This is a genomic window from Achromobacter aloeverae (genome assembly GCF_004121055.1).
In the GTDB taxonomy this organism is placed as follows: Bacteria; Pseudomonadota; Gammaproteobacteria; order Burkholderiales; family Burkholderiaceae_B; genus Bordetella_C; species Bordetella_C aloeverae.
This window is the reverse complement of record NZ_PYAL01000002.1, coordinates 36958-61856: the sequence shown is the minus strand read 5'-3', so window position 1 is coordinate 61856 and position 24899 is coordinate 36958. Positions and strand designations below refer to the sequence as shown.

25 protein-coding genes and 1 tRNA gene are annotated in these 24899 nt (G+C 64.8%); 8 read left to right on the top strand and 18 right to left on the bottom strand.

Annotated elements, in window-relative coordinates; genetic code table 11:
- Positions 1-7 precede the first annotated feature (7 nt).
- The 4 genes from C7R54_RS07170 to C7R54_RS07155 all read right to left on the bottom strand — a co-directional run bounded on the left by C7R54_RS07170 (position 8) and on the right by C7R54_RS07155 (position 2839).
- Positions 8-1453: a phospholipase D-like domain-containing protein gene (locus C7R54_RS07170; RefSeq protein WP_129149537.1), complete on the bottom strand. Its 1446-nt coding sequence runs from the start codon at positions 1451-1453 to the stop codon at positions 8-10.
- Positions 1454-1595: 142 nt separating this feature from the next.
- Entirely contained in the window at positions 1596-1916 is a 321-nt protein-coding gene (locus tag C7R54_RS07165) for a hypothetical protein (protein WP_129149536.1), read from the bottom strand.
- A 1-nt stretch (position 1917) separates the two neighbouring features.
- Entirely contained in the window at positions 1918-2460 is a 543-nt protein-coding gene (locus C7R54_RS07160; protein ID WP_129149535.1) for a hypothetical protein, read from the bottom strand.
- Positions 2461-2503: 43 nt separating this feature from the next.
- Positions 2504-2839, bottom strand: a complete 336-nt coding sequence (locus C7R54_RS07155; RefSeq protein WP_129149534.1) for an ElaB/YgaM/YqjD family protein — start codon at positions 2837-2839, stop codon at positions 2504-2506.
- A gap of 311 nt (positions 2840-3150) precedes the next feature.
- Here C7R54_RS07155 and egtD point away from each other — a divergent pair, with 311 nt between their 5' ends.
- Positions 3151-4158 carry an L-histidine N(alpha)-methyltransferase gene (egtD, locus tag C7R54_RS07150; RefSeq protein ID WP_129149533.1) on the top strand — a complete coding sequence of 336 codons (1008 nt, stop codon included), beginning with the start codon at positions 3151-3153 and terminating at the stop codon, positions 4156-4158.
- Positions 4159-4313: 155 nt separating this feature from the next.
- Positions 4314-4390: transfer RNA gene (locus C7R54_RS07145), tRNA-Met, on the top strand.
- Between the two features lie 353 nt (positions 4391-4743).
- On the opposite strand, the gene C7R54_RS07140 is transcribed toward C7R54_RS07145, so the two are convergent.
- Together C7R54_RS07140 and C7R54_RS07135 are read right to left on the bottom strand one after the other, a co-directional pair.
- Entirely contained in the window at positions 4744-5064 is a 321-nt protein-coding gene (locus C7R54_RS07140) for a hypothetical protein (RefSeq protein ID WP_129149532.1), read from the bottom strand.
- A gap of 247 nt (positions 5065-5311) precedes the next feature.
- Positions 5312-5518: a cold-shock protein gene (locus C7R54_RS07135; RefSeq protein WP_179283975.1), complete on the bottom strand. Its 207-nt coding sequence runs from the start codon at positions 5516-5518 to the stop codon at positions 5312-5314.
- Positions 5519-5882: 364 nt separating this feature from the next.
- Between C7R54_RS07135 and C7R54_RS07130 the strand changes: the two genes are divergently transcribed.
- Positions 5883-6200, top strand: a complete 318-nt coding sequence (locus C7R54_RS07130; RefSeq protein ID WP_129149531.1) for a hypothetical protein — start codon at positions 5883-5885, stop codon at positions 6198-6200.
- A gap of 321 nt (positions 6201-6521) precedes the next feature.
- On the opposite strand, the gene C7R54_RS07125 is transcribed toward C7R54_RS07130, so the two are convergent.
- The 3 genes from C7R54_RS07125 to purB all read right to left on the bottom strand — a co-directional run bounded on the left by C7R54_RS07125 (position 6522) and on the right by purB (position 8968).
- Complete coding sequence (locus C7R54_RS07125) at positions 6522-6827, bottom strand: hypothetical protein (RefSeq protein ID WP_240039425.1); 306 nt, start codon at positions 6825-6827, stop codon at positions 6522-6524.
- Between the two features lie 93 nt (positions 6828-6920).
- On the bottom strand, positions 6921-7100 hold the full coding sequence (locus tag C7R54_RS07120) for a hypothetical protein (protein ID WP_129149530.1): 180 nt from the start codon (positions 7098-7100) through the stop codon (positions 6921-6923).
- 491 nt (positions 7101-7591) lie between these two features.
- On the bottom strand, positions 7592-8968 hold the full coding sequence (gene purB / locus C7R54_RS07115; protein WP_129149529.1) for an adenylosuccinate lyase: 1377 nt from the start codon (positions 8966-8968) through the stop codon (positions 7592-7594).
- Between the two features lie 157 nt (positions 8969-9125).
- Between purB and C7R54_RS07110 the strand changes: the two genes are divergently transcribed.
- Entirely contained in the window at positions 9126-9737 is a 612-nt protein-coding gene (locus tag C7R54_RS07110) for a glutathione S-transferase (protein ID WP_129149528.1), read from the top strand.
- A 125-nt stretch (positions 9738-9862) separates the two neighbouring features.
- On the opposite strand, the gene mnmA is transcribed toward C7R54_RS07110, so the two are convergent.
- Positions 9863-10975 carry a tRNA 2-thiouridine(34) synthase MnmA gene (mnmA, locus tag C7R54_RS07105; RefSeq protein ID WP_129149527.1) on the bottom strand — a complete coding sequence of 371 codons (1113 nt, stop codon included), beginning with the start codon at positions 10973-10975 and terminating at the stop codon, positions 9863-9865.
- 253 nt (positions 10976-11228) lie between these two features.
- Between mnmA and C7R54_RS07100 the strand changes: the two genes are divergently transcribed.
- From C7R54_RS07100 to C7R54_RS07090, 3 genes are read left to right on the top strand one after another with little or no spacing between them, the layout of a single operon-like run.
- Positions 11229-12347, top strand: coding sequence for a Re/Si-specific NAD(P)(+) transhydrogenase subunit alpha (locus tag C7R54_RS07100; RefSeq protein WP_129149526.1), 1119 nt, complete (start codon positions 11229-11231; stop codon positions 12345-12347).
- Entirely contained in the window at positions 12348-12680 is a 333-nt protein-coding gene (locus C7R54_RS07095; RefSeq protein WP_129149525.1) for an NAD(P) transhydrogenase subunit alpha part 2, read from the top strand. It begins immediately after the preceding gene.
- Positions 12677-14125, top strand: a complete 1449-nt coding sequence (locus C7R54_RS07090; protein ID WP_129149524.1) for an NAD(P)(+) transhydrogenase (Re/Si-specific) subunit beta — start codon at positions 12677-12679, stop codon at positions 14123-14125. The genes C7R54_RS07095 and C7R54_RS07090 overlap by 4 nt, the downstream gene beginning before the upstream one ends.
- A gap of 40 nt (positions 14126-14165) precedes the next feature.
- Here C7R54_RS07090 and glcF read toward each other — a convergent pair whose 3' ends face one another.
- The 7 genes from glcF to C7R54_RS07055 all read right to left on the bottom strand — a co-directional run bounded on the left by glcF (position 14166) and on the right by C7R54_RS07055 (position 23401).
- Positions 14166-15470 (bottom strand): glycolate oxidase subunit GlcF, encoded by a 1305-nt coding sequence (gene glcF / locus C7R54_RS07085; RefSeq protein ID WP_129149523.1) that lies wholly within the window; start codon positions 15468-15470, stop codon positions 14166-14168.
- 6 nt (positions 15471-15476) lie between these two features.
- A complete protein-coding gene (glcE, locus tag C7R54_RS07080) occupies positions 15477-16589 on the bottom strand; it encodes a glycolate oxidase subunit GlcE (protein WP_129149522.1) in 1113 nt (370 codons plus the stop codon).
- Between the two features lie 14 nt (positions 16590-16603).
- Positions 16604-18106: an FAD-linked oxidase C-terminal domain-containing protein gene (locus C7R54_RS07075; RefSeq protein ID WP_129149521.1), complete on the bottom strand. Its 1503-nt coding sequence runs from the start codon at positions 18104-18106 to the stop codon at positions 16604-16606.
- Between the two features lie 97 nt (positions 18107-18203).
- Complete coding sequence (locus C7R54_RS07070) at positions 18204-19613, bottom strand: FAD-binding oxidoreductase (protein WP_129149520.1); 1410 nt, start codon at positions 19611-19613, stop codon at positions 18204-18206.
- Between the two features lie 90 nt (positions 19614-19703).
- On the bottom strand, positions 19704-20777 hold the full coding sequence (gene aroG / locus C7R54_RS07065; protein WP_129149519.1) for a 3-deoxy-7-phosphoheptulonate synthase AroG: 1074 nt from the start codon (positions 20775-20777) through the stop codon (positions 19704-19706).
- Between the two features lie 281 nt (positions 20778-21058).
- Positions 21059-22519 carry a metalloprotease TldD gene (gene tldD, locus C7R54_RS07060; protein ID WP_129149518.1) on the bottom strand — a complete coding sequence of 487 codons (1461 nt, stop codon included), beginning with the start codon at positions 22517-22519 and terminating at the stop codon, positions 21059-21061.
- 81 nt (positions 22520-22600) lie between these two features.
- Positions 22601-23401 carry a carbon-nitrogen hydrolase family protein gene (locus C7R54_RS07055; protein ID WP_240039424.1) on the bottom strand — a complete coding sequence of 267 codons (801 nt, stop codon included), beginning with the start codon at positions 23399-23401 and terminating at the stop codon, positions 22601-22603.
- A gap of 150 nt (positions 23402-23551) precedes the next feature.
- On the opposite strand from C7R54_RS07055, the gene C7R54_RS07050 reads away from it, so the two are divergent.
- A complete protein-coding gene (locus C7R54_RS07050) occupies positions 23552-23914 on the top strand; it encodes an H-NS histone family protein (RefSeq protein WP_129149516.1) in 363 nt (120 codons plus the stop codon).
- A gap of 253 nt (positions 23915-24167) precedes the next feature.
- On the opposite strand, the gene C7R54_RS07045 is transcribed toward C7R54_RS07050, so the two are convergent.
- Entirely contained in the window at positions 24168-24812 is a 645-nt protein-coding gene (locus C7R54_RS07045; protein WP_129149515.1) for a DUF4136 domain-containing protein, read from the bottom strand.
- Between the last annotated feature and the right edge of the window lie 87 nt (positions 24813-24899).

Here is a 24899-nt window from a genome sequence, read left to right as displayed (position 1 = left end):
GGAAGGCCTAGAGCCAGCGCTCGAACAGGCGTGAGAAGGCCTCCATGAAGCGCTCGTCGAAACCGCGCCGCGCCCACTCCTCCTTGGTGATGGGCGCGGCCTCGGCGACATCGTGCGCGAACAACGCCTCCATCTCGCGGCCGAATTCAGGGCCCAGGATCACCGCGTTCAATTCATAGTTCAGCGCGAAGCTGCGCCAGTCCATGTTGCTCGACCCGACCGTGGACCAGACGCCGTCGATGACGGCGGTCTTGGCGTGCAGCATGGCATCGCGCCGCTCGTAGAGATGCGCGCCCGCCTCCAGCAAGCGCGTGTAATGCGAACGCCCCGCATGCCACACCAGCGATGAATCGCTGAAGCCCGGCAACACCATGCCCACATCGACGCCCCGCTGCGCGGCGTCGACCAGGGCTTGCACGAACGCCGGATCGGGCACGAAATACGCCATGGTGATATGAATGGAACGCCGCGCGCTCTTGATGGCGGAGATCAAGGTCAGGTACAAGGTGTATCCGTCCTTGTCGCCCGGTCGATTGGCAACGATGCGCATCATGGTCGGCCCCAGCGGCGTCGCACGGGGATAGAACTCGCGCGGATCCAGCGGCGGCCCGTGCTGCTCGGCCCAGCCCTGCTGCATGACGCGCTCGATTTCCGCCACCGCCGGCCCTTCGACTTGTATGTGCGTGTCGCGCCACGGCGCGGTCTTGGCATCCGGCCCCGCGCCGCCGACCTTGTCGCCACGCGAAAACGAGAGGGCCGAACCCGCGCTGCCGCCGCTGGAGGGCGCCGACGCGTAGACGTCGCTGATGTTGATTCCGCCGAGGAATCCGACCTTGCCGTCCACCACCAGCAGCTTGCGATGGTCGCGGTTGTTGGGCACCCATCCCGCCTTGGCGCGCAGGGGATTGACGGGATTGAACACAACGACCTCCACCCCGGCGTCGCGCATGCGCTTGAACAGGGCATCCGGGGTACCGAGGGTGCCGACGCCATCCACCATCAAAGCCACCGCGACGCCCTCGGCGCGCTTGGCGATGAAGGCGTCCGCGAACTTCCGCCCGGCCTCGTCGTCGTCGAAGATGTAGCTCTCCATATGGATGTACTGGCGCGCCGCGCGTATGGCGTCCAGCATCGCCGCGTAGGTCCGCGGACCGTCCGCCAGCAGCGTGACCCGGTTGCCGATCACCAGCGGCGCGCCGGCGAGCGCCTCTTCCACCGCCAGGTGCCGCGCGAGAAAGTCTTCCTGTCCCGCGGGCACGGGCCGGGCGTCGAGCTTCTTGACGATGTCCTGGCCGTGCCGGTAGCTCTGCCACCCCGAATCGGTGGCCGTCCGGATCTGGCTGCCGGCCACGGGCAGGCCGTCGGTGTCGGGCACGCTGGCGCAAGCGCCCAGCAGGCCGGCCGTCATGGCAGTGAGGGTCGCCATGGCCAGCAAGCGCGCCAGCCGTCGCATAGGAACTCCTTTTCCGCGGCTGGCGCTCGCCCCGGTCGTAGACGGGACAGCCGCCGCGATAATTATTTCTTCTGGTCCTGCATCGGGTCCTGCATCGCGTCCTGCATCGGGCGCTGCCGCTGCGGGGCGCTATCCCGTTCCGCTACGTCTTGCCCCCTGTCTTCGGGGCGGGCCGCTGGCCCTCCCCCGGGTGCGTGTCATTTTCCTTTTCTGGAGGAAAGCCGAAGTCGCGGTTTTCGTACTTGCCCTGATCGTAGTCGCCTTTGTATCCGCCCTGGTCGCCACGCTGGTATCCCTTATCGCGCGCGGCGTCATCCCACTGCTCCTGGCGGTCGAGTTCATGCGATACCCGCGGCGGGCCCTCTCGTTCCGTCTGGTTGCGCGTGCGTGCCGGCGTCTCCGCGCTCCCCTTGGTGTTGCCCGTGGTGGGGATCTTGTGTTCGTCGTTGTGTGTCGCCGTCATCCTAGCCTCCCTTGGCCTTGACCAATCGAAAGTCACGGTTTTTTCCATGACCGCCCTCTTGATGGACCATCGCAGCAGCCGTGCCCGACCATCCCGGCCAACGGCCGCCGCGCCGCGGCACCCTGACGCCGCCCGCATCGGAAAGCAGCTGCGCCCCCTGGATTTCCTCGCCCGCCTCAGCCAGCACCGCCACCAGCGCCATGCGGCGCGGCCGGCCCAGCCAGTTGCGGTGCAATACCGACAGCAGCGCCGCCGCGCCCGCGCCCGCCAGCGCGCCCAGCGCCGCCGCGACGATGCCGAACGCGCCCGGGACGTCGACGTACATCAGCCCGGCCACGGCCAGGGCCGCGCCGGCGGCCGCCAGGATGGCGGTATGCAGCACGGCGGCACGCGCGGCGCGGCGCAGGCCGGCGAGGTATTTCGCATCGCCGTCCACGTTGAAGACATGCACGGCGTCGTCGCGGAAACCCTCCGCCAACAACGCGTGCATGGCGCTTTCCGCGGCCTCCACGCTTTCAAAACCAGCGACGATGATGGACGACATGATGAGCTGCCTGGATGCGCCCCCGGTCGGGGGCGCAAGCCGCCTAGCGGCGGTCGCCCGAGGTCAGGCAAGCGCCCAGCAGCAGCCCCACCAGGGCAGCCACGCCTATCGACTTCCAGGCGTTCTCGTGCACGTACTCGTCTGTCACCGCCGAGGCGCGGCGATAGCGTTCCGAAGCGGACTGCTCCCATTCGCCGGCCATACTGCGCGCGGCGTCAAGCTGGCGGCGCAGGCGCTTGCGGGCGCCCTCGACCTCTTCGCCCGTATAGGAGGCGGTCGAACGCAGCAGATCCTCGGTGCCCGCCATGAGTTCCCGCAAGCTGGCTGCGACCTTTTCCTTGTTGGCGATGACCTCGGCGGTATGCGAATTCGATCCCATGACGGCTCCTTTATGGATACTCCGCGCTGCCGGAACGCAAACGCGGCGACGGGCGGAGGGCCCGCCTGACACATTCATTGTGGCGGCGGTGTGTTAGCGCTTTGTTTTGTATTGGCAACCAGGGGTAAAGCGCTATTTCATCGTGCACACGGGAAGGCTTAACGCGGTATTGTCCGAAGTTCCACGGCGTTGGCCCGGCTCCGCCCCTGGCGCCCGGCCCCCGGCGCCACCGGGCAGGCACAAGGCTTGCTTTGCCGGGCGACCCAATGACAGTGCATCGCCGTTGCAGGAACCCACTTCCGAGGCCGACCATGTACAACCCGTCTTACTCGCCGTACGCGCCCGCATATAACCATCACGCCAAGCCCGCCACGTCCCCGCGTTTTCATCAATTGCATTCCGAGGATGATGATGCGGTGCGAGCGGAAATCGAGCGCGGCCTGCGCGCCGAGCGGCCCAGCATCAGCCCCAAGTTCCTGTATGACGAGCTGGGCTCCCATCTCTTCGCGGCCATTACGCAGTTGCCCGAGTACTACCCCACCCGCTGCGAGCGCCAGATCGTCGAGCGATACGCGGCGGAGATATCCCGTCACGTCGGGCCCGTCCGCAGCCTCATCGACCTGGGAGCCGGCGACTGCGCCAAGGCCGAACGGCTGTTCCCCTACCTGGCGCCCGCGCAGTACGTGCCCGTGGATATTTCCGTCGAATACCTGCGGCAGGCCGTCGACCGCCTGGGCGCGCGCTATACGGACATGGACCTGGTGGCCGTGGGCACCGATTTCTTCGAGACGCTGAACCTGCCGCCGGACGTAGGGGAAACGGAAAGGCTGTTCTTCTACCCAGGGTCCAGCATCGGCAACCTGGCGCCCGACCATGCCGCCGCGCTGCTGCAGCGCATTCGCGGCGCCTGTGACGGCGGCGGCCTGCTGATCGGCGTCGACCTGGTCAAGCCGCGCGCCCTGCTGGAACCCGCCTATGACGATGCGCTGGGCGTTACCGCCGCCTTCAACCTGAACACCTTGCGGCACGCCAATCGCATCATCGACGCCGATTTCGACGTGGCACGCTGGACCCACGTGGCCTTCTACAACGAGGCGCAATCGCGCATCGAAATGCACCTGCAGGCAGAGGCCGACCTCACCGTCACCTGGCCACGGGGGCAGCGCCGATTCGCGCGTGGCCAGCGCATCCACACCGAGAACTCGTACAAGTACTGGCCGTCCACGTTCAAGGCCATGCTGGAACGGGCGGGATTCCACCACGTGCGCTACTGGACGGACGACCGCGAGTGGTTCGCCCTGTTCAGCGCCCGCGGATAAAAGAATTGGCGATGGTCTTGTTGAAGAAAGTTTTTCCGTGCTAGAATCGCATTCTTTCCTAGAGCGCTCTCTGGATCGCATTGCAGGCGTCGCGGCAGCCCCGGCCACCGTGACAAAAAGCAGGTGATAGCTAGCGGGCCAGCATGGGAAGAGATGGCGCATTAGCTCAGCCGGTTAGAGCGACGGAATCATAATCCGCAGGTCCCCTGTTCGAATCAGGGATGCGCCACCAGAGAATTCAAAGGCCTCCGCTCGCGCGGAGGCCTTTTTGCATTACGGGGCGTCCCCGCCGGCCTTGCGGCTTGCATCTCGTCCCGCCGGAAACTGCATTGCCGGTGGCCTCGAGGATGTCACGCTGCGCACCGCAGTCACGCAGTCAATACTGCTGCTATATATACCCGTCCGTATGGTGGACCTTTTCCGTACCGGCCAACCATGCGGATGACTATTGCGCGACAGATTACGGCGCGAGCAAATCGAGTTTGCCATCATTATCTCAACCCTCGGTATTTACATGCGGAAACGCTCCGACCGCTACCAAAGGATTATTTGTATTGAACTAGAGACATTATCCGCAGCGCATTTCTATTTCACGCCAGGGTCATAAAACGCTGCCAGCAGAACGCCCACGAACGATGCGCCGAAGGCGATTTTCACCAGCAAGCGCAGCTCCAGATTGGTCAAGGTATGCGGCAGGTATTGGCTTACGAACGTCCCCGGGAACCACAGGCGCACCCCTTGCGGAAACAGGACGATGGCCGCCACGATGACAATGCGGCCCACCCACAGGAACTGGCGAGGCCAGGCCTTGCGGCGCAACCATGCCTCGCACAGCCAGGCCAGCACCGTTCCCGCGATCAAGCTCCATATCCCCGTGCTCAAGGCCGCCCCAAGCGTGCCCGTCATGCTTATCACCACCCATACTCCAGTCTTGTGAATTCTTCTCTTTGTTCCCGAGCCAGGGCCGGCGCCCGGCGTGGTGGGATAGACTAACCCGTAAGGGTAGCGGGAGGGATCACGGCGTTGTAAAAAAGCCGCGCCAGCGGGGCGAGCCCGGTTCCGGCAAGGGCGCCGGAAATAAAAAAGCCCCGCCGATTGCGGGGCTTCCCACGCCTCGGCAGCCGGCAAGGCTGCCTAGGCTAGTCTCAGCGGCTTACTGCGGCTGAATCTTGGTAGCTTGCGGACCCTTGGGACCGTTGGCGACAACGTAGCTGACGCGCTGGTTCTCTTCCAGCGAGCGAAAGCCCGAGCCCTGGATTTCCGAGAAGTGCGCGAACAAGTCCTTGCCACCCGCGTCCGGGGTGATGAAGCCGTAACCCTTTTCGGAGTTAAACCACTTAACGATGCCGGTTTCTTCCATACCGTCGTTTCCTTGCATAAATTGGGCAATTAGAAGCCCGGGATAGGAGCGTGTTCAAGCAAGGGACATGACAATAGGGAGACCGGGAAGAACTCGACAACTGTACAAATACCGCACGCTTGAAAACCTCGACGACACTATGAGACCGTCGATGGTTTAAGTCAAAAACATTTTAGTGGAAAATCGCTTTAATTGAAACTGGATGCTACAACCACCCGCAAACTAACGGTCACACTTACTCAGCGTTGCACATACGGGCGCTTATAACCCGCCATTTGGCGAATATTTCACTACACGCTCCGGTAATGCTGCTTATTTTTTACGCAGCACTGACATGAAGAGCGCAATCCCATCAGGTGAACTCATGGAAATTATCAGTACCCGCCGCCAGGACATCGTCGGCGGCATGGCCTTGCACACCACGCTGGACGGCGAGCCGATCCGCGCCTACGCGGTGATCAGCGCGCCGGATCTGAACGCAATCGCGCATATCGTTCCCCCCGAGGAAGTGGAGGCCGGCGGCGAGATCCACGCCACCGCGGTGACCGATCCGGACAGCGCCGAGGGCCAGGTGGCCGACGTGCTCGACAACATCAACCCCAATGACATCGCCGTGTTCCTGTGCGCCAACGAGGCTGCCTATGCCGCCGCCCTCGCCCAGTTGGGCCTGCGCGACGACTAGGAGGCGAACCCGGAAAGGGTGCGGCACGCGTCTTGCATCTTCCAGGTGAGGCGGTCGTCCCGACCGCGTTCACATAAGGAGACCGACATGCGCGGCATTCTGCTTTGGCTATTGGGCATTCCCATCCCCATCATTATCCTGCTCTGGCTGTTTCACGTGATCTGAGCGCCGCGGTAAGCCGGCTTCCCGGTGAAGAAAAAGCCACGCATCGCGTGGCTTTTTCTTCACCGGACTTGGCCGGCGGCGATGCCGGCATACAGGATGCAGCGCTCCCGGGGCGCCGCAATTCATCCCTCTTTTAATCCTTATGCCTCATTCCCTTCAGCCCGCGGGCACCTGGTAAATACGTTTTTCGGCCATGCGCGCGGGCGTTTCCGTGTAAATGAAACGCGGCCGCGCGCCCGTCTGGACCGGGGCAAGGCGGAATCCCAGGTCCATCCCCCAGCGATCGGTTTCCCGCACCCACAGCGTATGGCAGCACGAGCAGCGATACCGGTCTTCGCGATGGTTTTCACGGTGCTTCTCGGTAGGCCGTACGAAGCCCTCGTGCACCAGGCTGGAATGGGCTTGCAGCCCCGACGTCGCAATGGCAATGCCCTGGCAAGGCAGGCACATCATGGCACTCATATTATTCTCCATGTATTGATATAGATATAAACGGACGCGGTAGTCCGCCTCCGTCCGCAGCGCAAGCAAGACCGAAAAACGGTAATACGTGTATCAAGTCAAATCGTCAGGAGTCAGGATTTCCAGCACCGCCCTGCCGTCGTCGATGCTTTCCCCGACGGACGCGAAACACACCGGCGACACGATGAAGCGGACCGACGGCGGCGCGCGACGTCGGTCCTCCACCAGGATGCGCCAGTTGTATTTCCCGTTTCCCGCGGGATCGACCAGCAAGGTGGCTCCCCACCCATTCGAATTTTTTGCAAAAACTTCCATTGCGTTTCGTATTTGCCGTGGATGAAGGTCCTAAGCAAGCAGCGTGCCCGGCGCCGCCATAACGGAAGTTTTCGAACGTCTGCCCTATGAAGCGCGCGCTTCCGTGGGAGCATGCCGACCGCCGTACGCCTTATTTCGGCCTTGCCAGCCGCAGGGAAATAGATACAAAACCGTATGGGCGCGTAACCCGATTTTTCACACGCCCGGGGCCGTCGCGCATCCCGGATGCAGGCTGGGGGAGGCTGTCCCAGGGCACGGAACGGCATTCGGGACGGGGCGTCGCAAAGAAAAACACCCCTGACCGAGGGCATGAAAAAGAAAACGCCCCTGATCAGGGGCGTTTAGGCATAAGGCATGGGGGATGGCCATAAGGCCATGGGCCATGGGCCATAGGCCACCTATGCCGGGCAGGCGCGGACCAGGCAGGGCCAGCAGGCCCGCCCTGCCCGTCAGATGGCGCGGGCGAGGTCGGCGGCCAGGCCGATATACGACCGGGGCGTCATGGCCAGCAGCCGTGCCTTGGGCTCCTCCGGCAAGGCCAGGCCCTGGATGAACTCGCGCAGCGCGCTTTCCGTGATGCCCTTGCCGCGCGTCAGCGCCTTGAGCTGCTCGTACGGCTGCGGCAGGCCATAACGGCGCATGACCGTCTGCACCGGCTCCGCCAGGACTTCCCACGCGGCATCGATGTCGGCGTCGATGGCGGCCGCGTTGACCTCCAGCTTGTCCAGGCCGCGCAGGCAGGCATCCCAGGCCACCATGCAATAGCCGAAGGCCACGCCCAGGTTGCGCAGCACGGTCGAATCCGTGAGGTCGCGTTGCCAGCGGGACACAGGCAGCTTGTCCGAAAGATGGCGCAGCGTGGCATTGGCCAGGCCCAGGTTGCCTTCCGAGTTTTCGAAGTCGATGGGATTGACCTTGTGCGGCATGGTCGAGGAACCCACTTCGCCTTCCTTCAGGCGCTGCTTGAAGTAGCCCAGCGAGACATACCCCCAGATATCCCGATCCAGGTCCAGGATGATGACGTTGGCGCGCGCCACGGCGTCGAACAGCGCCGCCATCCAGTCATGCGGTTCGATCTGGATGGTGTGGCGGTTCTGGGTCAGCCCCAGGCCGCCCAGGACACGCTGGCTGAAAGCCTGCCAGTCGATTTCCGGATAGGCCGACAGGTGGGCGTTGTAGTTGCCGGTGGCGCCGTTGAGCTTGGCCAGCGGCTGCACCGCGGCGACGGCATCGATGGCGCGCAGCAGGCGGGCCGCCACGTTGGCGAATTCCTTGCCCAGCGTCGTCGGGCTGGCCGGCTGGCCGTGCGTGCGCGACAGCATGGGCTGGTCGGCATGGGCCTGGGCCAGCGCCACCAGCTTGGCGGCGACCTTCTTCAACGTCGGCAGCACAACGTTGTTGCATGCACGCGACAACATGAGCGCGTGCGAGGTGTTGTTGATATCTTCCGAAGTGCACGCGAAATGAATGAATTCCGCGGCGCTGGAGAGTTCGACGTGATCCGCCACCTTTTCTTTCAGCCAATACTCGACGGCCTTGACGTCATGGTTGGTGACGCGCTCGATTTCCTTGATCCGCGCGGCATCGGCCTCGCTGAAATCGGCCACCAGCCGCGCCAGCCGCGCGCGCGCCTCATCGGAAAAACGGGGCAGTTCGGGCAGGCCGGCGTCGGACAGGGCCACCAGCCAGGCCACTTCGACCTCGACGCGATGCGCCATGAACCCCGCCTCGGACAACAGGCCGCGCAAGGCATCGCCGCGCGAGGCGTAGCGGCCGTCGAGCGGCGAAAGAGCGTTGAGTTGGCTGAGTGCGGGAGCGATATGCATGGAATAGGGCTAAAAGAGAGGAAACCGTTGAAAAGCGAGGCGATTTTATCATCCACGCTTGCGCGGCCCGGACGCCGCGCGCCACGCATCCACCCGCCGGTCAATGCGACGGCATCCTGCTATACTGCGGCCGCTTTCCGACTATGACAGTGACACCATGAAACTTATCGGTTCTCATACCAGCCCCTACGTGCGTAAAGTGCGTGTCGTCATGGCGGAGAAAAAACTCGATTACCGGATGGATGTCGAGAACGTCTGGTCGCCCGACACCCGGATCCAGCAATACAACCCGCTCGGCAAGGTGCCCTGCCTGGTCATGGAAGACGGCGGCGCCTTGTTCGACTCGCGCGTGATCGTCGAATACCTGGATACCCTGTCGCCGGTGGCCCGGCTGATCCCCCAATCCGGCCGCGACCGCGCCGCCGTGAAGTGTTGGGAAGCCATCGCCGACGGCGTGCTGGATGCCTGTGTGGCCATCGTCAAGGAAAAGCAGCGGCCGGAAGCGCAGCAGAGCCCCGACTGGATCAGCCGTCAGTATTCCAAGATCCACGCCAGCCTGGACGCCATGGACAAGAGCCTGGGCGAGCACGCTTATTGCATGGGGATCAACTACAGCCTGGCCGACGTCGCCGTGGGTTGCGCGCTGGGTTACCTGGACCTGCGTTTCGGTCACCTCAACTGGCGTGAAGGCCATGCCAATCTGTCGCGTCTCTACGAGAAACTGATGACGCGCGCCTCGTTCACCGACACGGTTCCGCCCGCCGTCTGAACCAGGTTGCCGCAGGTCGACGAAACGCCCGCACCGGGATCCGGCTGCGGGCATTTTGTTGGGCGTTTCGTTTGGTTGGGCGTTTGTTGGTCGCTTTGTCAGGTGCTTTGTCAGGCGCCTTCTTCTCAGGCGATGATGCCGCCGCCCAGGCAAACGTCGCCGTCGTACAGCACCGCCGACTGCCCAGGCGTGACCGCCCATTGCTCCTGCTCGAAATCCAGTGTGAACACCTCGCCCGCCGCGTCGCGTAGCGTGCAGGCCGCGTCGGCCTGGCGATAGCGGGTCTTGGCGCCGTACGCCCCGGGCACGGGCGGGACGCCGGCCACCCAGCTGGCATCCTGCGCGGCCAGCGTACGCGACAGCAGCCAGGGGTGGTCGTGCCCCTGCACCACGTACAACGTGTTCGCCGCCAGGTCCTTGCGCGCCGAGTACCAGGCGTCGGACGTGCCATCCTCGCGCTGCGCGCCCTTGATGCCTCCCACGCCCAGGCCCTTGCGCTGGCCCAGCGTATAGAACGACAGGCCTTCGTGCGTCCCGACGCGCTTGCCCTCCGGCGTCAGGATGGGACCCGGTTCGGTGGGCAGGTAGCGGTTGAGGAACTCGCGGAACGGCCGCTCGCCGATGAAGCAGATGCCGGTGGAGTCCTTCTTGGCCGCATTGTGCAGGCCGATCTCGTGGGCGATGCGGCGGACCTCGGTCTTGGGGATTTCGCCCAGCGGGAACAGGGTGCGCGCCAGTTGCGCCTGGTTCAGGCGATGCAGGAAATAGCTCTGGTCCTTCGTGGCGTCCAGGGCCTTGAGCAGCTCGTAGCGCGGACCGGCGGCCTCGTCGACCCGGCGCACCCGCGCATAGTGCCCGGTGGCGATGCGCTCGGCGCCCAGGCTCATGGCGTGGTCCAGGAAGGCCTTGAACTTGATCTCGGCATTGCACAGGACGTCGGGATTGGGCGTGCGACCGGCCGAGTATTCGCGCAGGAAGTCGGCGAACACGCGGTCCTTGTACTCGGCCGCGAAATTGACGGCCTCGATATCCACGCCGATCAGGTCCGCCACGCTGGCGGCATCCAGCCAGTCCTGGCGCGTCGAACAATATTCGGAATCGTCATCGTCCTCCCAGTTCTTCATGAACAGGCCGACGACTTCATAGCCCTGCTGCTTCAGCAGCCAGGCAGTGACGGAGGAATCGACGCCGCCGGACATGCCGACGACGACACGGCCCTTGGAGGAGGAATGCGACATAGGAGAAAAGGAAGGAAAAACCACGGAAGCACAGGGGCGACAGGAAGGGGTGACACGAAGGGGGAAGCCACGGCCATCCTGGCGGGCATTTTACCGCCAGGCCCCTGCCCGGCCCCGATAACCCCCACAAAGTCCCCCAAACACGGCATCATGTCACCCGGCAACACAGCTTCACGGCATCACCTGAGAACGAAAACCGCCCCGGAAGGGAACCGCGCACGGGCGCGGCGGCGGGGCCATTTCTGGAGGATCCATGATAGTCGGAGTTCCACGCGAGACCCTGCCGGGCGAAACTCGCGTCGCTGCAACACCGGAAACGGTGAAGAAGTACGTGAGCGCGGGGCATGCCGTCTGCGTCGAATCCGGCGCCGGGACGGCGGCACGCTACCCCGACGAGGCCTATACGGCGGTGGGCGCCACCCTGGGATCGGCGGCCCAGGCCCTGGGGGCGGAACTGGTGCTGAAGGTGCGCGCGCCGGCGGGCCCGGAACTGGGCCTGCTCAAGCCGGGCGCGGTCGTGGCCGGCATGCTGGATCCCTATGACGCCGCCGGCCTGGCGGCGCTGGCCGCCACCGGCGTCACCGGCTTTGCCCTGGAGGCCGCGCCGCGCATCACGCGGGCGCAAAGCCTGGACGTGCTGTCCTCGCAGGCCAACCTGGCCGGCTACAAGGCGGTGCTGCTGGCCGCCCATCACTACGGCCGGCTGTTTCCCATGATGATGACCGCCGCCGGCACGCTAAAAGCCGCGCGCGCCGTGATCCTGGGCGCCGGCGTCGCCGGCTTGCAGGCCATCGCGACGGCCCGTCGGCTGGGCGCCGTGGTCGAAGCGTCCGACGTGCGTCCCGCCGCGCGCGAACAGGTGGAATCGCTGGGCGCGAAGTTCATCGACGTCCCCTTCGAGACCGACGAGGAACGCGAAATCGCCCAGGGCACGGGCGGCTACGCGCGGCCCATGCCGGCCGCGTGGATGGCGCGACAGGCAGCGCTGGTCTCCGAACGCTGCCGCCAGGCCGACATCATCATTACCACCGCGCTGATCCCCGGCCGGCCCGCGCCCACCCTGGTCGGCGCGGACACGGTGCAGGCCATGAAGCCGGGTTCGGTGCTGGTGGACCTGGCCGTCGAGCGCGGCGGCAATTGCCCGCTCACGGAAAAGGACCGCGTGGTCGAGAAGCACGGCGTGGTGCTGGTCGGGCTCACCAACCTGCCCGCCCTCGTTCCCACCGACGCCTCGGCGCTCTATGCGCGCAACCTGCTCGATTTCCTCAAGCTCATCACCGCCAAGGATGGCGCGCTGGCGATCCAGCGCGAAGATGAAATCGTCGCGGCCTGCCTGGTCTGCGAAGGCGGCAACGTTTTGCGGAGCGCGTGAATGGACACCATCAGCCCTACCCTGATCAATCTCATCATTTTCGTGCTGGCCGTCTACGTGGGTTACCACGTGGTATGGAACGTCACGCCAGCCCTGCACACCCCGCTGATGGCCGTGACCAACGCGATTTCGGCCATCATCATCGTCGGCGCGATGCTGGCGGCGGCGCTGACCGAAGGCGGTCTGGCGCGCGCGATGGGCGTGCTGGCCGTGGCGCTGGCCGCCGTCAACGTATTCGGCGGCTTCCTGGTCACGCGCCGCATGCTGCAGATGTTCAAGAAAAAAGAACGTCCCGCCGCGACGGCCGGCCAGGCCAAGGGAGGCCGGGCATGATCTCCCTGAACCTGGTCACCCTGCTCTACCTGCTGGCTTCGGTCTGCTTCATCCAGGCGCTCAAGGGCCTGTCCCATCCCACCACCTCACGCATCGGCAATACCTTCGGCATCGTCGGCATGGCGTTGGCGGTGCTCACCACGGCCGCGCTCATCGCCGGCCTGGCGCGGCCCGGCGCGGCCTCCCTGGGGCTGGGCTGGGTCTTGCTGGGACTGGTGGTCGGCGGCAGCGTGGGCACCTTCATGGCCCTGCGCGTCGAGATGACGAAAATGCCCGAACTGGTGGCCTTCATGCACAGCATGATAGGCCTGGCCGCCGTGGCCATCGCGGTAGCCGTGGTGGCCGAGCCGCACGCCTTCGGCATCGCCGCGCCGGGAGGCGGGCTGCCCCTGGGCAACCGCATCGAAATCTTCATCGGGTCCTTCGTCGGCGCCATCACGTTTTCCGGCTCGGTCATCGCCTTCGGCAAGCTGTCCGGCAAATACAAGTTCCGCCTGTTCCAGGGCGCGCCGGTGGTGTTCAACGGCCAGCATGCGTTGAACCTGCTGCTGGCGGTGGCCATGCTGGCGTACGGCATCTGGTTCGTCACCAGCCAGGGCCCCAACGCCTGGATGCCCTTCGTCGTGATGCTGGCCATCGCCTTCATCCTGGGCGTGCTGATCATCATCCCCATCGGCGGCGCCGACATGCCGGTGGTGGTGTCCATGCTCAATAGCTATTCGGGCTGGGCGGCGGCGGGCATCGGTTTTTCGCTGGACAACCCGATGCTGATCATCGCGGGCTCGCTGGTGGGATCGTCGGGCGCGATTCTCTCCTACATCATGTGCAAGGCGATGAACCGCTCCTTCTTCAACGTCCTGCTGGGCGGCTTCGGCAATGGCGCGAGCGGCGCCGATGCCGCCGCCGCGGCCCCGCAGCGCAGCGTGAAGTCGGGCAGCGCCGAAGATGCCGCCTTCCTGATGGAGAACGCGGAATCGCTGGTCATCGTGCCCGGCTATGGGTTGGCGGTGGCGCGCGCCCAGCACGTGCTCAAGGAGCTTGCGGCCAAGCTGACGGCCAAGGGCGTTTCGGTGAAATACGCCATCCACCCGGTGGCGGGCCGCATGCCGGGGCACATGAACGTGCTGCTGGCCGAGGCGGAGGTGCCGTACGACCAGGTGTTCGAAATGGACGACATCAACGGCGAATTCGGCCAGACCGACGTGGTGCTGGTACTGGGCGCGAACGACGTCGTCAATCCGGCCGCCAAGAACGATCCGAAATCGCCCATCGCCGGGATGCCCATCCTGGAGGTCTACAAGGCGCGCACGGTGATCGTCAACAAGCGTTCCATGGCGGCCGGCTACGCCGGGCTGGACAACGAGCTGTTCTATATGGACCGCACGATGATGGTCTTCGGCGACGCCAAGAAAGTCATCGAGGACATGGGCAAGGCGGTGGAATAAGCCCCCGGCCGCCCGCGCCCATCCAGGGCGCGGGCGGCGGTCAAGACGTCCGCGCTTCCGCCAGCCGTTCGTCCAGCGACTCGATCCAGTGCCGCACCGGCGTGGCCGTCCCGCTTTGCAGGTGGCCGATGCAGCCGACGTTGGACGACAGGATGATGTCGGCCTGCGTCGGCGCGACGGCCGCCAGCTTGCGATCGCGCAAGGACAGCGAGATGTCCGGATTCAGGACCGAATAGGTCCCCGCCGAGCCGCAGCAAAGATGCGCCTCGCTGAAAGGCTGCAGCTCATAGCCCAGGTCCGCCAGCAAGGCTTCCGTCCGTGGGCGCAGCGCCTGCCAGTGCTGCAGCGTGCATGGCGGATGGAAGGCCGCGCGCACGGGCGCATGTGCCTCGCCCCCGCCCTTGCCTTCGTCCTTGCCCTCTCCCTTGCCGGCGCCGCCCACGCGTGCCGCGCGCGCCAGCCGTGCCCGCAACTGCGCCGCGTGCGGCGCGACGATTTCGGACACATCGCGCACCAGCGCGACGATGCGCGCCGCGCGGTCGGCGTATTGGGGATCATGGCGCAGATGATGCGCATATTCCTTGACCATGGCGCCGCACCCCGACGCATTCATGACGATGGCCTCGACCTCGCCATCGCGCACGGCTGGCCACCACGCATCGATATTGGCGCGCATCTGCCGCAACGCCGCCTGCTGGTCGTCCAGGTGGAAGTTCACCGCGCCGCAACAGCCGCCCACGCCCAGCCGCGTGCCGATGCCGATGGCATCGAGCACACGCACGGTGGCCGCGTCGATGGTGGGCATCAAGGCCGGCTGCACGCAGCCGGCCAGCAGCAGCACCTGGCGCGGATGGCTGCGCGTATCGGGCAGCGCGCCGGCGGCACGATGCCGCGGCAGCTTGCGTTGCAAGGCCTCGGGCAGCATGCCGCGCAGGGCCTGGCCCAGCCGCAAGGCCGGTGCGAACAACGGCGAATTCAATCCCTTGCGCAACAAGGCGCGCTTGAGCCGTTGCCGCCACGGACGCGGCACGCGCTGTTCGACCAGGTTGCGGCCGATATCCAGCAGGTGGCCGTACTGCACGCCCGAGGGGCAGGTGGTCTCGCAATTGCGGCAGGTCAGGCAGCGGTCCAGGTGCATCTGTGTCGAAGGCCCCGGTTCCGCGCCTTCGAGCATCTGCTTGATCAAATAGATGCGGCCGCGCGGGCTGTCCAGCTCATCGCCCAACACCTGGTAAGTGGGACACGTGGCGGTACAAAACCCGCAGTGCACGCAACGCCGCAAGATGGCGTCGGCCTCCCGGCCGAAATCGGTGTCGCGCGCCCACGATGCGATTTGGGTCTGCATGATGCGTCATAGCTCCAGGATCAGCCGGCCCGGATTGAACAGGCCCAAGGGGTCAAGCTCCTGCTTCAAGCGGCGCGTGAGCTGCGCCACGCCCGGCGTCAGCGGATGAAAGACGCCATCGGCGGGAACATCCTTCTGCCGCGCCGCGCGAAACAGGGTAGCGTGGCCGCCGCGAGCCTGCGCCGCGGCGCGCAAGGCGGCCGCGTCGCCGTTCGCGCCCACGCATAGCCAGCGTTGGCCGCCGCCCCATTCGATCAACGTCGGGCCCAGGTCCAGCGGCGGCGTCGACGGCGGCACGGCCAGGCGCCAGAGGCTATGTCCGCGGTCGAAAAAGGCGTGCGTCTGCTCGCGCATGGACGCCCAGTGCCGCGCCGCCACGTCGGCATCGACGACTTCGCCGCCGATGCGCGCGCGCGCTGCCGCCGTCGCCGGCGGCGCCCCCGACAGGCGCACCCACAACTGACCGGGCAGGCCGGGAACCGGCAACCACGCCGTCGCCGACACCGGCATGGGCAGGCCGCGCCAGCGTGCGAACGAGGCCAGCGCCTGCGCCTCGTCGGCCTCCAGGCGCAAGGTGACCTCCTCCATCGGCCGTGGCACTACCTTCAGCGAGACCTCCAGGATGGCGCCGAAAATGCCTTGCGAGCCGGCCAGCAGGCGCGATACGTCATAGCCCGCGACGTTCTTCATCACCTCGCCGCCGAAATTCAGTACCCGGCCCTGCGCATCGAGCAGGCGCGCGCCGAGCACGAAATCGCGCACGGCCCCCGCGGCCATGCGGCGCGGGCCCGACAGCCCGGTCGCCACGCAGCCGCCGACCGTGGCGCCGCGCCCGTAGTGCGGCGGTTCGAAGGCCAGCATCTGGTCGTGTTCCGCCAGGGCAGCCTCCAGCGCCTGCAGCGGCGTGCCCGCCCGCACGGTGACCATCAACTCGGAAGGCTGGTAGTTGACGATGCCGTGATAGGCGTTGACCTCGAGCAGGCAATGGCCATCCTGCGGCCGCAGCGGCCGATGATTGCCATAGAAGGCCTTGCTGCCGCCGCCCGTGATGAACACAGGCTTGTGCCCGGCGTGCGCGGTCATGACCTGGTCGCACAACTCCGACAGGACGAATTCCATGAACGAGTCCGGACCTAGAAGCGCGAAAGATCGGGAAAGCGCAGTTCGCCCGCGTGTACGTGCATCTTGCCGTACTCCGCGCAGCGCGCCAGCGTCGGTATCACCTTTTGAGGGTTCAGCAGGCAACGCGGATCGAATGCCCGCTTGACCGCCAGGAACGTGTCGAGTTCCTCTCGCGAGAACTGCACGCACATCTGATTGATTTTCTCCATGCCCACGCCGTGCTCTCCAGTCACGGTGCCTCCTACCTGTACGCACAGTTCGAGTATCGCCACGCCGAACTTGTCGGCGCGCTCCGTCTCTTCCGGCTTGTTTGAATCGAAAAGAATCAAGGGATGCAGATTGCCGTCGCCCGCGTGGAACACATTCGCGCAACGCAGGCCGAACTCGTCTTCCATCTGCTCGATGGCGTTCAGGACGCGCGCCAGGTGGCGGCGCGGAATGGTGCCATCCATGCAGTAATAGTCCGGCGAGACACGGCCCGCCGCGGGAAAAGCGTTCTTGCGGCCGGCCCAGAAGCGCAGCCGCTCGGGTTCCGAGCCGGATACCTGCAAGCGCGTGGCGCCGGCGGATTGCAGGACGGCCTCCATGCGTTCGACTTCGTGGTCCACTTCCTCGCGCGTGCCGTCGGACTCGCACAGCAGGATGGCCTGCGCGTCCATGTCATAACCGGCCTGCACGAAGGGTTCCACCATATGGATCGCCTGGCGGTCCATCATTTCGAGGCCGGCGGGGATGATGCCGGCGCCGATGATCCTGGTCACCGCGTGGCCGGCCGCCTCCACGCTATTGAAGCTGGCCAGCAGCACCTGCGCGCAAGCGGGCTTGGGCAGCAGCTTGACGGTGATCTCGGTGACCACGCCCAGCATGCCTTCCGACCCGATGAACACCGCCAGCAGGTCCAGGCCGGCCGCGTCGGGGGCCTCCGAGCCTAGCTCGACGATGTCGCCGTCTATCGTGACGAGGCGCACGCGCAGGATGTTGTGCACGGTAAGGCCGTATTTCATGCAGCGCACGCCGCCGGAGTTCTCGGCGACATTGCCGCCTATCGAGCATGCGATCTGGCTGGACGGGTCCGGCGCGTAGTACAGCCCATAAGGCGCGGCGGCTTCGGAGATCGCCAGGTTGCGGACGCCGGGTTCGACGACGGCGGTGGCGTTGTCGCGGTCGATGTGCTTGATGCGATTGAGCTTGGACAGGCCCAGCAGCACGCCTTGCGAATGCGGCATGGCGCCGCCGGACAAGCCGGTGCCGGCGCCGCGGGGAACGACGGGAGCGTTGAGCTTGCGGCAGATGCGCATGACCGCCTGCACCTGCGCTTCGGTCTCGGGCAGGCAGACGACGGCGGGCAAGGCACGGTAGAGCGAGAGGCCGTCGCACTCGAACGGACGCGTGTCCTCTTCGCGAAAAAGGACGCAATGGGACGGCAGTACGGCCTGCAGGGCCGCGATCAGGTCGGCCGCGGCGGGAGGGGCGCTTTGGGCGTCCGTGAGGTCTGTCTCTGCCTTGTTATCCATGATGGAGAACAATAGCGCGAGGGACGGATTCGCACAGGCCGGGATTTACCCGGGGGGTTTAACCACATAGTACCCAAGGTTACTTTCGACGCGCCCGCTACCAGTGGAAGATCTTGCCGGGATTGAGGATGTTGTTGGGGTCGAACGCGTGCTTGAGGCTGCGCATCAACGCCAGGGCATCGGCGCCGTGCTCCTCTTCCAGGAACTGCATCTTGTGCAGGCCGACGCCATGCTCGCCGGTGCAGGTGCCGTCCGCGGCGATGGCGCGGCGCACGAGCGCGTGGTTGATGCGTTCGGACGCCTGCCACTCTTCGGCGCTGTCCGGGTCCAGCAGCATGAGGACGTGGAAATTGCCGTCGCCGACGTGGCCGACGATGGTGAAGGGAAACGGCGCCCCGGCCAGGTCCTGCGCGGTCTCGCGCACGCAATCGGCCAAGGCCGAGATCGGCACGCAGACGTCGGTGGTGCTGGCCCGGCAGCCTGGTCGCAGTTGCAGGCCGGCAAAGTAGGCATTGTGGCGCGCGGCCCACAGGCGGCTGCGGTCTTCGGGGCGTTCCGCCCAATCGAAGTCCATGGCCCCGTGCTCGCGCACGATGGCCTGCACGGCCTGGGCATGCTCCTGCACGCCCGCGGCGCTGCCATGGAATTCGAAGACCAGCAGCGGCGTTTCGCGCAAGGCGAGCTTGCTGTGCAGGTTCACCGAACGTACGGCGTGTTCGTCCATGAACTCCACGCGCGCCACCGGGATGCCCATCTGCATGATTTCGATGACGCTGTCGACCGCGTCGCCCAGGGACGGGAAATTGCAGACCGCCGCCGACACGGCTTCGGGTTGCGGATAGAGCTTGACCGTCACTTCGGTGATGATGCCCAGCGTGCCTTCGCTGCCGACGAAGATGCGGGTCAGGTCGTAGCCGGCCGAGGACTTGGGCGCGCGCCGCGCCGTGCGCACGACGCGGCCATCCGCCGTGACGACGGTCAGCGACACCACGTTCTCGCGCATCGTGCCGTAGCGCACGGCGTTGGTGCCCGACGCGCGCGTCGCCGCCATGCCGCCCAGGCTGGCGTCGGCGCCAGGGTCGACCGGGAAGAACAGGCCCGTATCGCGGATCTCTTCATTGAGTTGCTTGCGCGTCACGCCCGCCTGCACGGTCACGGTGAAGTCTTCGGCATTGAGCGCCAGCACCGCGTTCATGCGCGAAAGATCGAGCGTGATCCCGCCCTGCACCGGCAACAGATGCCCTTCCAGCGAGGAGCCCGCGCCGTAAGGCACCACCGGCACGCGGTATTCGTTGCAGATCCGCGCGAACGCCGCCACTTCCTCGGTGCTCAGGGCGAACACCACCGCATCGGGCAACACGTCCGGATACGGCGACTCGTCATGCCCATGATGCTCGCGCACCGCTTGCGCGATGGAAAACCGCTCGCCGAACAGCGCGCGCAACGCATCCAGGCAGGCGGCGGGAATCGGACGGCGCAAAGTATCGGCGTGCAGAGGAGCGTTCATGGCATTCCTGGAGATCAACCGGAACCACATCGCGCGGCCCCGCGGATCGCGTATTTTACGCCGCTCCTCCAGTGACGCCCCTCCGGGGCGTCACTTTCCGCTGGCGGAACCACTGCGGCGGCGTTCGCGCACGGCGGCCGCGAGACGCTCCAGCACCTGCACCGACGAGTCCCAATCGATGCAGCCGTCGGTGATGCTCTGGCCATAGGTGAGCGCCTGTCCCGGCACCAGGTCCTGGCGCCCCGCCAGCAAATGGCTTTCGATCATCAGGCCGACGATGCGCGTATCGCCCGCCTCCATCTGGCGCGCGATATCGTCCGCCACCATCGGCTGGTTTTCCGGCTTCTTGCTGCTATTGGCGTGGCTGGTGTCTATCATCAGGCGCTGCGCCAGACCCGCCTTCGCCAGGTCCTGGCAGGCGGCTTCGACGCTGGCCGCGTCGTAGTTGGGCGCCTTGCCGCCGCGCAGGATGACATGGCAATCTTCGTTGCCGGCGGTCGAAACGATGGCCGAATGCCCGCCCTTGGTCACCGACAGGAAATGGTGCGGTTGCGATGCCGCCTTGATGGCGTCCACCGCGATCTTGATATTGCCGTCGGTGCCGTTCTTGAAGCCGACCGGGCAGGACAGGCCCGACGCCAGCTCGCGGTGCACCTGGCTTTCCGTGGTGCGCGCGCCGATGGCGCCCCAGGACACGAGGTCCGCGATGTATTGCGGCGTGATCATGTCGAGGAATTCGCAGCCGGCCGGCAAGCCACGGCTATTGATTTCCAGCAGCAGCTCGCGCGCGATGCGCACGCCCTTGTTGATATTGAAGCTGCCATCCAGGTCGGGATCGTTGATCAGCCCCTTCCAGCCCACCGTGGTGCGCGGCTTTTCGAAATACACCCGCATCACGATTTCAAGGTCGGCCTTCAGTTTTTCCCGCACGACCTTCAGCCTGTCCGCGTACTCCAGCGCCGCCTTGGTGTCATGGATGGAGCAAGGGCCGATCACCACCGCCAGCCTGTCGTCCATCCCGTGCAGAATGCGATGCAGCGCCTGGCGCGTATCGTGCACCACCGCCGATGCGGCCTGGGTACACGAAAATTCACGCATGACGTGCGCGGGCGGGGTCAGTTCCTTGATTTCGCGGATTCGAAGATCGTCAGTATTGTGAGACACGGTATTTCCTTCCTGGGGTGGGGTAGCCAGGCTGGCGGACATAAAAAAAGCCGCCAGTTTGCTGGCGGCTTTTTTGGGGGGATTCTGTGCAAACTTCAGTATGCGCGCAATCCTTCCTCCGCCAGCGGCATCGGAAAGCCAAAAAAGTAAAAATAAAATCGGCCGGCGCCGACGGACTGGATTGCGGTATTCATGGCGGCAACCATAGCATAAATTCTTGTCACAAGAAAGCGGCCGTGAAAAAAACCCACGCGCCGCCGCGCCCGTTGACGCTCGTTGATTCAGGCCGTGCCGCCCACGGTAAGACCCTCCATGCGCACCGTCGGCATGCCCACGCCCACCGGCACGCTCTGCCCTTCCTTGCCGCAGGTCCCCACGCCGGAATCGAGCCGCAAATCATTGCCGATCAGGCTGACCTTGGTCATCGCGTCCGGCCCGTTGCCTATCAGCGTCGCGCCCTTGACCGGATAGGTCACCTTGCCGTTTTCGATCATATAGGCCTCGGACGCCGAGAAAACGAATTTGCCGCTGGTGATATCCACCTGGCCGCCGCCGAAATTGACGGCGTACAGCCCGTGCTTGACCGACGCAATGATCTCCTCGGGCGGCGTCTGGCCCGCCAGCATGTAGGTATTGGTCATGCGCGGCATGGGCAAGTGCGCAAACGACTCCCGCCGGCCGTTGCCGGTAGCGGCCGTCTTCATCAGGCGGGCATTCATGGTGTCCTGCATATAGCCACGCAAGATACCGTCCTCGATCAGGACATTGCGCTGGGTCGTATTACCTTCGTCATCGACATTCAGCGAGCCGCGGCGGTCAGGTATCGTGCCATCGTCGATCACGGTAACCCCCTTGGACGCCACACGCTCGCCGATGCGGCCGGAAAACACGCTGGAACCCTTGCGGTTGAAATCGCCTTCCAGGCCATGGCCGACCGCTTCGTGCAGCAGGATGCCCGGCCAGCCCGAACCGAGCACCACGGTCATTTCGCCCGCCGGCGCGGGACGGGCGTCCAGGTTCACCAGCGCCTCATGCACCGCGTGCTCGACATACCCGCGCAGGATGTCATCCGTGAAATACGCCAGTCCCGAACGGCCGCCGCCGCCCGCGTGCCCCATTTCCCGCCGTCCGTTGCGTTCGGCGATCACCGTCAGCGACAGGCGCACCAGCGGACGCACGTCGGCGGCCAGCCGGCCATCGCTGCCGGCAACCAGGATGACGTCGTACTCGGCCCCCAGCCCCGCCATGACCTGGATCACATGGGGGTCGCGGGCCCGCGCCATCCGTTCCACCCGTTCCAGCAAGGCCACCTTCTCCGGCGCCCCCAATGTCAGCAAGGGATCGATGGCCGGATACAGGCCCCGCCCGGGGCCGGGATCGGCCGGCGCGGTGACGCGGGCCTTGCCGGCGCCCTGGCGGGCGATGCTGCGCACCGTCCGCGCCGACGACAGCAAGGCTTCCGGCGACAGCGTGTCCGAATAGGCGAAAGCGGTTTTCTCGCCGCTGATGGCGCGCACGCCCACGCCCTGGCCGATGGAAAAACTGCCGGTTTTCACGATGCCCTCTTCCAGGCTCCATCCCTCGCTGCGCGTGTATTGGAAATAAAGATCGGCGTAATCGACCTTATGCGTGAATATTTCTCCCAGCGCGCGCGCCATATCGGCCTCGCTCAATCCCCAGGGGTCGAGCAGCAAGGTTTTGGCGGTGGCAAGCGATTGAATGGCAGGATCGGTAATTTTCATGGCTGGACTCGATGGCGAACTTCACAATTTCTTCACGCTATTTGCCTGTCCCGGTATTTATCGGGTGTAGACAATATGCGATTACATGACGCGATGCCGCAATGCGGGCAAGGCCGTTCGGATTTCCTCAAGGCGATCGGTGTCTATGTTACCCGCCACCACGCCCGGCCCTTCCGGCAATTGCGCGACGATTTCACCCCAGGGGTCGACCAGCATGGAATGCCCCCAAGTGCGGCGCCCGGTCGGGTGCACGCCGCCCTGCGCCGGCGCCAGCACATAGCACTGGTTTTCGACCGCGCGAGCGCGCAACAGCAACTCCCAGTGCGCCTTTCCTGTCGTATAGGTAAAGGCGGCGGGAACCAAAATCAAGCTGACGCCTCCAAAAGCTCGATATAACTCAGGAAATCTGAGGTCATAGCAAATCGACAGCCCGACCTTGCCGATAGGGGTGTCGAAAACCCGCGGCGCCGTTCCCGGCCGTATGCTCGTCGCCTCGTCGAACGATTCGGCGCCACGCTGGAAGTTAAAGAGATGGATTTTGTCATAGCGCGCAATCGGCGCACCATCCGGCCCGAACACCAGCGTCGTGTTATAGACTCTTTCCGGTTCGGGGCAGACCATGGGCAGCGTGCCGCCGACGACGTATATGCCATGCGTACGCGCCTGCTGCGCCAGGAATGCCTGAATCGGCCCGTCGCCCTCATTCTCGCGCGCAGCCACCTTATCGGTATCCTTGCGTCCCATAAGGCAGAAATATTCAGGCAATGCGACAAGGGCGGCGCCGTCCGCGGCGGCCTCGGCGATCAGGGCGCCGGCCGCCTGAATATTTTCCTGCACGTCCGGTGTGCTGACCATTTGAATCGCGGCGACTTTGAAGGACATGGTTGATACTTCCCTTGAACAATCGGTGGACTGAAACATATGGATTCAAGAATTCTGAGGATAATGGCGGTATAAATTTTGTACCATTGCGGATACAATAACCTCATCCTGTCGGGAAAACCGAATTTCCATAATAAGGATCACAGCACCATGGTTAGAGAAAACTACGCGGCACAGCAGGCCAAGATAGAAAAGGAAATCGGCAAACTCCGCAAGCGAGCCGAATTGCTGCAGACCAAGCGGCGCAAGCCCGTGGTGGCATCGATCATTCGCTCGATGCGTGAATACAATATCACTCCCGAGGAAATCGCCGCCGCTTTCGGCAAGCCCGCCCGCGCTCCCGCCACGCGCAAGAGCGCCGCGCCGGCCGCTCCCCGGGCCAAGCGCGCCGTGGCTCCCAAGTACCGCCACCCTGAGACGGGCGAAACCTGGAGCGGCCGCGGCAAGGCCCCGCGCTGGTTGACCGCCGCCGAAGCGGAAGGCGCCAAGCGGGACAGCTTCCTTATCCAATAAGCCCGATAAGCGCCCGCGGGCGCGAAGCAGCCCGCCGCGGACCGCTGTCGATCGCCCCGCGAGGCTGCCGCAAAAACATCGCGCCGATATCCGGCGCGATGTTTTTTTATCTCCGCCGTTATGCCGGCCGACCATCGAGGACGGACCGGCAAATACACGTATTTATGCGGATAAATGGCACATTCCCTGACTTATTTCACTGCTTAGTACATTACAACCATTACATTGTATCTTCATTAAAACAACTAATATATCAATGACCCACCGGGTATTCGACCCTGCGCTCCGAGCCATTATTACCCGGGAACTGGTCGAAGACCGCCCGCACCAGATAAGGCATGACCTGCAGCAGGCGGTCGCTGCCGGATACGCTATAAGCGCTGGCTCGATACACTTCGGCGCCGCCGTTACTGGCGTCGCGAATCGAGATTCCGAGCGAGTTGCGATAAGCGACCGTGGGCACATCCACCCAGTCAGGGCCCCAATAGCCGCCGAAACCGCCCCAATAGCCGCGCGGACCATAGAATCCGGGATAACCGCCATAGAAATAGGGATCATAGGGACGCCGCACCATGACCTGGGTTTGCGCGACGCCATACGTGAAGGACACATTGAATCGCGCCGGCGCCCCCTTGGCGGCTTCCACCAGGCCGGTCGCGCCTATGCCGGCCCGCACCATGTCCTGGTAAGACTGATACTCCAGGTTATTTTCCTGGCCAGCATCGGCCGCGACGAAACGATACGTCTGCCCGGTCGCGTTGTCGGGCCAATGCTGGAAGGACGTCACGCGCGCCGACACCGTATTGGTCGTCGCGCATCCCGCCAGCGCCAGCGCGAACAAGGCGGCGCAGCACGCCCGGACCCACCGTGCAAAGGACAGATGTTTATAGCGATTCATGAAATGACTCCTGGAGTACGGCGAACCTCGTACACGGCCGCGACGCATCATACGTCTTGCCCATGCCCTTGAGACCAGGCTTAGCGT

Coding starts and splice junctions, on each gene's coding strand:
- C7R54_RS07170 (WP_129149537.1), bottom strand. CDS start 1,453: ATGCGACGGCTGGCGCGCTTGCTGGCCATGGCGACCCTCACTGCCATG.
- C7R54_RS07165 (WP_129149536.1), bottom strand. CDS start 1,916: ATGACGGCGACACACAACGACGAACACAAGATCCCCACCACGGGCAAC.
- C7R54_RS07160 (WP_129149535.1), bottom strand. CDS start 2,460: ATGTCGTCCATCATCGTCGCTGGTTTTGAAAGCGTGGAGGCCGCGGAA.
- C7R54_RS07155 (WP_129149534.1), bottom strand. CDS start 2,839: ATGGGATCGAATTCGCATACCGCCGAGGTCATCGCCAACAAGGAAAAG.
- egtD (WP_129149533.1), top strand. CDS start 3,151: ATGTACAACCCGTCTTACTCGCCGTACGCGCCCGCATATAACCATCAC.
- C7R54_RS07140 (WP_129149532.1), bottom strand. CDS start 5,064: ATGACGGGCACGCTTGGGGCGGCCTTGAGCACGGGGATATGGAGCTTG.
- C7R54_RS07135 (WP_179283975.1), bottom strand. CDS start 5,518: ATGGAAGAAACCGGCATCGTTAAGTGGTTTAACTCCGAAAAGGGTTAC.
- C7R54_RS07130 (WP_129149531.1), top strand. CDS start 5,883: ATGGAAATTATCAGTACCCGCCGCCAGGACATCGTCGGCGGCATGGCC.
- C7R54_RS07125 (WP_240039425.1), bottom strand. CDS start 6,827: ATGAGTGCCATGATGTGCCTGCCTTGCCAGGGCATTGCCATTGCGACG.
- purB (WP_129149529.1), bottom strand. CDS start 8,968: ATGCATATCGCTCCCGCACTCAGCCAACTCAACGCTCTTTCGCCGCTC.
- C7R54_RS07110 (WP_129149528.1), top strand. CDS start 9,126: ATGAAACTTATCGGTTCTCATACCAGCCCCTACGTGCGTAAAGTGCGT.
- mnmA (WP_129149527.1), bottom strand. CDS start 10,975: ATGTCGCATTCCTCCTCCAAGGGCCGTGTCGTCGTCGGCATGTCCGGC.
- C7R54_RS07100 (WP_129149526.1), top strand. CDS start 11,229: ATGATAGTCGGAGTTCCACGCGAGACCCTGCCGGGCGAAACTCGCGTC.
- C7R54_RS07095 (WP_129149525.1), top strand. CDS start 12,348: ATGGACACCATCAGCCCTACCCTGATCAATCTCATCATTTTCGTGCTG.
- C7R54_RS07090 (WP_129149524.1), top strand. CDS start 12,677: ATGATCTCCCTGAACCTGGTCACCCTGCTCTACCTGCTGGCTTCGGTC.
- glcF (WP_129149523.1), bottom strand. CDS start 15,470: ATGCAGACCCAAATCGCATCGTGGGCGCGCGACACCGATTTCGGCCGG.
- glcE (WP_129149522.1), bottom strand. CDS start 16,589: ATGGAATTCGTCCTGTCGGAGTTGTGCGACCAGGTCATGACCGCGCAC.
- C7R54_RS07075 (WP_129149521.1), bottom strand. CDS start 18,106: ATGGATAACAAGGCAGAGACAGACCTCACGGACGCCCAAAGCGCCCCT.
- C7R54_RS07070 (WP_129149520.1), bottom strand. CDS start 19,613: ATGAACGCTCCTCTGCACGCCGATACTTTGCGCCGTCCGATTCCCGCC.
- tldD (WP_129149518.1), bottom strand. CDS start 22,519: ATGAAAATTACCGATCCTGCCATTCAATCGCTTGCCACCGCCAAAACC.
- C7R54_RS07055 (WP_240039424.1), bottom strand. CDS start 23,401: ATGTCCTTCAAAGTCGCCGCGATTCAAATGGTCAGCACACCGGACGTG.
- C7R54_RS07050 (WP_129149516.1), top strand. CDS start 23,552: ATGGTTAGAGAAAACTACGCGGCACAGCAGGCCAAGATAGAAAAGGAA.
- C7R54_RS07045 (WP_129149515.1), bottom strand. CDS start 24,812: ATGAATCGCTATAAACATCTGTCCTTTGCACGGTGGGTCCGGGCGTGC.